Consider the following 3,333-nt stretch of genomic DNA (forward strand, 5'->3'; position numbering starts at 1 on the left):
TGCAATACGGAGGCACGACCAGAAATAATATTTTAGGTGGATGAGCTTTGCTAAGTGCCAGCAGTATAATTTGCTTTTCGCCGCCGGAAAATTTACCTAGAGGCTGTGAAAGCAGCGATAAGAAACGCTTAGGCGAGCCTGTAAGCTCTAGCGCACCGCTAGAAGTTAACCGTTCATTATTAGGGAATCTACTTTCCCATAAAGTAATATTTTCTTCAAGGGTTAGCTCGGTAAATAGCCTCCCTTCAGCTTTTTGTGTTAGTGTAACCAGCGTACGGGCTTTCTGAGCTTTAGGTATTTTTTCGATTCTGATTTGATCTAAAAATACTTTCCCACTAGTAGACTTCAAATAACCGGCAAGTATTTTTGCTAAAGTAGATTTCCCGCTACCGTTGTGTCCCAGTATCACAACAAACTCTTCTTTAACAATATTTAAAGTAGTTTCAGCAATTATAGACTCACTTCTTTCCTTAACTTTGAACTGTATTTTTTCTGCATATAAATAAGGTTTCATAATTTTGTCTTTTTAATCGACAATGTACTCATTTTTTCCGTCATTGCGAGGAAAAATTGAAAATTTTGACGAAGCAATCCCAGGAGTTTATATTATTTCATGAGATTGCTTCGTCGGTGCCTATGGCATCTCCTCGCAATGACGATTTTCGAGCCATATTACTTCTTACCCACCGTACTGAGTGAAATAAACAATACTATCCCGAGTATAAGCTTAAGGTTTATGGGATCGATGCCGATTCGGAGTAAAACGCTCAGAGCAATAAAGTAAAATAATATGTCTATAAAACAAGAAAATATCTCTTTAAACGCATTAAAATTATTAGCATGAACTAAAATATGTCGCCCTATGACAATCGCACCGATACCGACTAATGCCACTCCAAAACCCATATTAATATCGGCAAAACCGTTTATTTGTGCCGATAAAGTGCCAGTTAAGGCAGCTAGGTAGTTGCTTATGCTAAGCCTAAGCGTACGATAAAGCTCAGCAGGTTTTCCTAAATTAATCAATAAATCTTTATTAAAACCAAAAGCTCGAAGGAACAAACCGAGCTTACCTTTCAATAAAATTATAACAGCAAATATAATAAGACAATTAATGATTATTAAAGGCACTAACCAATTTTCGAGATCTAATATAGATAGCAAAGTCGGCATACCAAGAACCGATATATTAGGACGCTGCATAATTTGCAAGTTAACGGAATAAAGCATAAAACTTGCAAGTATTCCGGCTATCAGCCCGTTAATGCGGTTATTTTTCTGCATAAAACTAACCATGCTGCCGATAATTCCGCCTGATATTACGGCAAATATTAATGCAGGCAATAACCTCAATGAAATAGTGCGGGCAAATACCGCCGCACCAAGTACATAAGTACCGTCTACGGTAAGATCGGTAATTTTCAAGATTCAATAACTTATATACATCCCTAAAATAAGCGGCAGCATTATTAAGGATTGCTCAAGAGCAGTAACTAAAATGTTCATGTTACTACTCTGTAAGTTTTTTTAATAAAAGGAAGTACGGATAAATTTTCCTTAGTAAGAATATCTTGTTTAACAAATGATTTAAGGTTAATAAATAAAGTTAAGTCTTGCATATCCCCAAACGGAATATCTTTCGGCTCTGTTCCTTGTAAGTTTTTTTGCCATTAACCCCGCTTCCACGCCTATTTGCTTTTCTTGCACTCCTACGGCAATAGTTGCTCCGCTAATTACCGAACCTTCATAGGAAGCAATTATCGGAATACGGCGTTTAAATGCTTCTTGCTTTAAAATATTAATTCCGCTAACTACCAAATGATCTTTCAGAATTACAAAACTCTGCGTATTTTCAGGAGCATTTTTTACAGCGGTCGGCATATCATTTAAATTTTGTCTCATTACCGTGTGCAGAGAAATATTGTTTTTTCCAGTATATAATTTTAACATTTCTACTTCAGGTATAACTTTCTCGCTACTGCTATAAATTAAAGTAATATTCTGTAAAAAAAGGTAATTTACTAATGGTGTCGGTGATTTTTATCTCATCGTTAACACCGGTAACTAAAGGTAGGTTTTTACTGTTAATCATAGCAGCAGCACAAACAATCGGTTTATTTGTTATATGAGAAATAACAGTTTGGCTGGTTGTCGTGCCTATGGGAATTATTACATCAATATCCTGATCTTTTATTTGCTTTACAATGGCAAGCAAAATATTAGAATCAGCATGAGCATTTTTAACTATAATTTCTGCATCTATATCTTTTAGCGACTCTTTAATTCCTGATATAATCTCAGTCATTGCGGCATGTTCAAGTGGAACAATGATTGCTACTTTTTTTGATCCGCATAAACTTCGGTTGTGATAAATAAAACAAAAAGAAAAGAAAAAAATTTTTGAAAAATATTAGAGATAAACATTTTAATATCCTGTCATAAGTTATAATTTAATAATCAAAATCTCAATTTGCATATAGCAAACATATAAACGCAAAAAATTATCTACGCCAACACCAATTTTGTATTAAACTATTCACCTTTAAAGATATCATAAATATTTTTAACTGTAGAAATATAAAGTAAAGATAAAAAACTTATCTTTCTTTGACTAGAAGCTAAATAGCCAAGAAAGCTCTACCTTAGAGGCTATCTGTAAATAAATTTTAAGGCTAATTAAATTATTTTTTGCTGCAAATAGTAAGATTTTTTTGAAATACGAATAATATTCTTCCAAAAATCTTATCAATTTTTGCTAGAAAAGCTCTTTTAACTACTAATTAAACTTATTTATAGATAGTCTCTTAATTTTTAATATTTAGCACTATTTTAAGATTATGTCAATAACCAATAAATAGTATTACCTGAGATAACCATACTTCAATGTCATTCCCGATTTTGTGAAAAGTTATTATTGCATAAAGTTGCTACGTGGATCGATTGTACCTCTGTCATCCCGTGGCTTGACCTTATAGTACCGAGACGTTTTTGTTCTATGTCATTCCCGCGCGGCATTGTTGCGTGGACCGGTAAAACCCACTGTGTCACCTAGTTCGCTTGACCACGGAGGCCATAAAAATAATAAACAAATACTAATATTTTAGTATTTTTCTGGATATCGTGGTCAAGCCACGGTATGACACCGAACGGATTTTTTGGTCCACACAACAACACCTTCCCGCGTAGCGGGAATCCAGCATAAAGCAAGATAACTCGAGCTTTTAATTTTAAAACTTGCCGTATTTATGTTTTTTTACTGAATTCCCGCCTACGCGGGAATGACATAAACGAGCCGTGGGTCGTGCCTCCGTATTGCAGTTTAGAGTAAATAGT

Annotated in this window: 1 protein-coding gene and 2 pseudogenes; all 3 read right to left on the reverse strand. The window is 34.6% G+C overall.

Annotated elements, in window-relative coordinates:
* Positions 1 to 514, reverse strand: a 514-nt coding sequence (locus KYQ89_RS02690; protein WP_218460294.1) for an ATP-binding cassette domain-containing protein, incomplete at its 3' end; no start/stop codon positions are given.
* A 158-nt stretch (positions 515 to 672) separates the two neighbouring features.
* Positions 673 to 1,506: pseudogene (locus tag KYQ89_RS02695) on the reverse strand (ABC transporter permease).
* Positions 1,503 to 2,424 (reverse strand): annotated as a pseudogene (locus tag KYQ89_RS02700) (ABC transporter substrate binding protein). Before KYQ89_RS02700 ends, KYQ89_RS02695 begins: the two co-directional pseudogenes overlap by 4 nt.
* Positions 2,425 to 3,333: the final 909 nt, after the last annotated feature.

The sequence above is a fragment of the Rickettsia sp. TH2014 genome (genome assembly GCF_019249195.1).
GTDB lineage: Bacteria > Pseudomonadota > Alphaproteobacteria > Rickettsiales > Rickettsiaceae > Rickettsia > Rickettsia felis.